The sequence below is a fragment of the Dapis brunnea BLCC-M229 genome, from assembly GCF_050015995.1.
GTDB lineage: Bacteria > Cyanobacteriota > Cyanobacteriia > Cyanobacteriales > Microcoleaceae > Trichodesmium.
Genome location: NZ_JBNHEP010000175.1, coordinates 1 through 3,535, shown reverse-complemented (window position 1 = coordinate 3,535; position 3,535 = coordinate 1). Strand labels below are relative to the sequence as shown.

The window sequence follows — 3,535 nt, the reverse complement described above, 5'->3', positions numbered from 1 at the left end:
GATACTCAGTAATTTGATGAAGTTTTGGTAAAGCTACAGTAAATTCGTCAAATCACAAATCATAATAGTTATAGCCAAAAAAATAGACCCCCTCTTTGAGAGGAAGCCTAAGCTAAATTAAGACACACAAACCAATACAATAAATAATTAAATATAATTCTTTGAAGACTTAATTTTTTTATCCATCTATACTTCATATAATAGCAGGTATTTTCGTAATTTTATATAAAGATTTGGTAAAGATAGTCAGTAGTTTGATAAATTTTTGGAAAAGGGACAGCATATTCTATGGCCACTATCTGGGAATTCATGTCTCTGGGATGTCCTAATTGCTATATATTAAGGTGGCAATCTGCAACAGATGAATTTATGACCCAACAAACAGTCTGGATAGCAAGGCACGGAAACCGCATCGACTTTGTTAACCCTGAATGGTTTAATACTGCGGAAAGACCATACGACCCCCATCTTTCAGATGACGGTATCCTCCAAGCAAAACAACTAGCAAAGCGTTTAATTGGGGAAAATATCACCCAGATTTTTGCCTCTCCCTTTCTGCGAACTGTACAAACTGCCAATGAAGTAGCAGAAGTTCTTGATTTACCCATTAAATTAGATTGGGCTTTGTGTGAATGGTTGAATCCAGAATGGATGCCTGCTATGCCAGAAACTCTATCTCTAGAAACTATGGCCAAAAAATATAGCAGAATAGACCTTTCTTACAATGGAGGTACTTCCCAATATCCGGAAACCTGGAAAGCTTGTATGAAGCGAAGTGGAGAAATTTCTCAGCGTTTGGTGGCAGAGTTTCCCACAGAAAATATTTTATTGGTGGGGCATGGTGCTTCAGTTATTGGTACTGCTGCTGGATTAGTTGGTGAAATTGCTGAAACTGAAGTTAAGGCTTCTCTTTGTTGTTTAGTGAAAATTGTCCTTCGAGAAGAACAATGGGTAATGGAATTAAATGGAGATACTTCTCATCTAGATAATAGAGAAACTACTGTCAGGTTTGTTTAATAAAGAAGGGAGCTAGGGAGATGGGGAGCTAGGGAGCTAGGGAGATTGAAGTCATAGATAGAATTATCAACATATATTATATAATATAGCCTGATTCTATATTAGAATTTAGAAGTAGTGGAAAAACTGAATCCTGAATCCCCTTTTAAATCCCCTTTAATAAGACCCTCTATTGAAGCTAGATAAATTTTGAGTTAGAGATTTTGTAGTTACCAATCTTCGAGAACATTAATGTACTATTATATAACAATTTAGTAACTATTTCACAAAATTTTTTGACGATATTTGATTTTATGGCAGGACATAGTAAATGGGCAAATATTAAACGCCAAAAAGCAAGAGTTGATGCTGTTAAAGGAAAAGTTTTCGCTAAAGTATCTCGCCAAATTATTGTTGCTGCTCGTAGTGGTGCTGACCCCGCTGGTAATTTTCAGTTACGCACGGCAATAGAGAAAGCAAAGGAAGCAGGTATTCCCAATGATAATATTGAGCGGGCGATCGCTAAAGGTTCGGGTCAGTTAAATGATGGAAGTCAACTGGAGGAGATTCGTTATGAGGGTTATGGTGCCGGAGGTATAGCGATTCTGATTGAAGCACTAACAGATAATCGCAACCGCACAGCAGCAGACCTGAGAAGTGCATTTACTAAAAATGGTGGTAATTTGGGAGAGACTGGTTGTGTTAGTTGGATGTTTAACCACAAGGGTGTGGTGATTATTAAGGGGTCTGTTGATGAGGATGAATTATTGGAAGCATCTGTGGAAGGGGAAGCAGAATATTATGAAATGATTTCGGAAGATGATTTTCAGGGTGCAGAGGTATTCACTGAAACTACTAATTTGGAAAATATTAGTCAGGTCTTAGGAGAAAAAGGTTTTGATGTAAGTGAGGTGGAGTTTCGGTGGATTTCTAGTAATACTGTTGAGGTGACTGATGTGGAGCAAGCGCGATCGCTGCTCAAGTTAATGAATGCTCTTGATGACCTGGATGATGTACAGAATGTCACGGCTAATTTTGATATAGCAAATGAGCTTGTTTCTGCTGTTTTAGTTTAGATTACACCTGCCATTATTTCCCAGGCAATTTGTCTGGGAATTATAGTTCAAGAAAGGTATCTTATTTTAGATGAATAATAATCATAAATATTTAGAATATTTAGAAAATAACCGTGAAGATGATGTATATTCATTTGCTTCAGGAATATTTACAGCGCTTTTCATATGAATGAACCACAAAAGCGTAAAATGTGACTAAAGACAAAGTAGTTATCTAGAGCGATACGGCTGACGCCAGGCTCCGCGAACGCCAAACCACAAAAATGGCCAGACCATATTCAGAAAATTTAGGCCGACCTGTGCTTAGGGCTGCTCAAAACCAAGAAGGTTCTCAACGTCAAATAGCACAAAGATTTCAAGTTAGTTTGACTTTTGTTCGTAATTTATTGCGGCATTATCGAACCACAGGAACTGTGAATCCAAAGCAGCATGGAGGAGGACCATTACCTAAAGAAGAAAAGGAGCTACTGCTAGCAAATATTGCTATCAAATCAGAGCGAGTTTAGCGATGGATTCTGAGCTAGTCAACAGGGAGAAAATTTGACGATAACCTATGCCTGTAGATTTATATTCTTTGACTAAATTTTGGAGGGTTTGTTCGGGTACTATTGGATAGATAACTTTTTCAATGACTCCAGTAGGTTGAGCTACTGCCACTTCAGCAATACGGAAGAGTATATTTTGCTTTCCTGTCTTTGTTCGTGGGGTAAGATTGTTTCAATTAACCAGTTAAAGATATCTGACGAATCGTTAAGAGTAGCTGTCCGAAATCCGAAAAAGTAACGAATTTCTGCACGATGATTTTTTATAGTACGTCCAAGCAAATCGTATTTTGAATACAATTGAGGAGATTTTTTGAGTTGTGATGCAATGTAAGAAATAATAATGTCTGGTATTTCTTCACTCTTGTCAGGAAAACGAGCCATGAGTTGAAAATATTTTAGTAAAATGGCAAAACTAATCTGATTAGAACCAATTTTTTTCTTCTGAATTAGTTCTAATTCTTGGGGAATAATTGTCCAGTTTTCAACCAGTTCTTCTGTCTTCCAATGTGATTTGACCATTCACTATTTTCTCCACATAAGCTAATATCAGTGGCCTAAAAGCATAAGTGAAGAGATGGTCATAATTTGATAAATTTAGAAAAAATGCAGATTCGAGATGATTTGTCAAAGAAAAAATATAAATTTGGGTTCTTTATGAATCAGGAGTAACAACAGTTGAGATTCAAAAATTCTGAAATTCATACAAGTCAAGAGTTTTGAGCTGCGATTGCCCCTGGTTGCACGAACCTTCGATCTACGCCTATTTGTGATCAATCTGGGTTATGTTACATCATTTTCTATTCTTAATCAAAATAGCTTAATTTCCTTCAATTACTTTGACAATATCTCCATCTTTCAAATAACCTGCACCTGATACTACTACTTTAGTACCTAACTCTAAACCATTTTTTATTTCAA

At 36.6% G+C, this 3,535-nt stretch carries 5 protein-coding genes; 3 read left to right on the top strand and 2 right to left on the bottom strand.

All coding sequences use genetic code 11. The features are described from left to right. Positions 1-369: 369 nt before the first annotated feature. From ACP6PM_RS20030 to ACP6PM_RS20020, 3 genes are all read left to right on the top strand, one after another. Positions 370-1,017, top strand: a complete 648-nt coding sequence (locus ACP6PM_RS20030) for a histidine phosphatase family protein (RefSeq protein ID WP_426587726.1) — start codon at positions 370-372, stop codon at positions 1,015-1,017. Positions 1,018-1,310: 293 nt separating this feature from the next. Continuing rightward, positions 1,311-2,072 carry a YebC/PmpR family DNA-binding transcriptional regulator gene (locus ACP6PM_RS20025; RefSeq protein WP_426587724.1) on the top strand — a complete coding sequence of 254 codons (762 nt, stop codon included), beginning with the start codon at positions 1,311-1,313 and terminating at the stop codon, positions 2,070-2,072. A gap of 263 nt (positions 2,073-2,335) precedes the next feature. Continuing rightward, positions 2,336-2,578, top strand: coding sequence for a helix-turn-helix domain-containing protein (locus tag ACP6PM_RS20020; RefSeq protein WP_426587702.1), 243 nt, complete (start codon positions 2,336-2,338; stop codon positions 2,576-2,578). Here ACP6PM_RS20020 and ACP6PM_RS20015 read toward each other — a convergent pair. Both ACP6PM_RS20015 and ACP6PM_RS20010 read right to left on the bottom strand, forming a co-directional pair. Then, positions 2,559-2,729 (bottom strand): hypothetical protein, encoded by a 171-nt coding sequence (locus ACP6PM_RS20015; protein WP_426587700.1) that lies wholly within the window; start codon positions 2,727-2,729, stop codon positions 2,559-2,561. The genes ACP6PM_RS20020 and ACP6PM_RS20015 overlap by 20 nt on opposite strands. After that, positions 2,720-3,136, bottom strand: coding sequence for a DUF4158 domain-containing protein (locus ACP6PM_RS20010; protein ID WP_426587699.1), 417 nt, complete (start codon positions 3,134-3,136; stop codon positions 2,720-2,722). Before ACP6PM_RS20010 ends, ACP6PM_RS20015 begins: the two co-directional genes overlap by 10 nt. Positions 3,137-3,535: the final 399 nt, after the last annotated feature.

What these genes read in the sequence shown, in the direction of transcription:
- ACP6PM_RS20010 (WP_426587699.1), bottom strand. Translation starts at nt 3,136, where the DNA reads ATGGTCAAATCACATTGGAAGACAGAAGAACTGGTTGAAAACTGGACA.
- ACP6PM_RS20020 (WP_426587702.1), top strand. Translation starts at nt 2,336, where the DNA reads ATGGCCAGACCATATTCAGAAAATTTAGGCCGACCTGTGCTTAGGGCT.
- ACP6PM_RS20025 (WP_426587724.1), top strand. Translation starts at nt 1,311, where the DNA reads ATGGCAGGACATAGTAAATGGGCAAATATTAAACGCCAAAAAGCAAGA.
- ACP6PM_RS20030 (WP_426587726.1), top strand. Translation starts at nt 370, where the DNA reads ATGACCCAACAAACAGTCTGGATAGCAAGGCACGGAAACCGCATCGAC.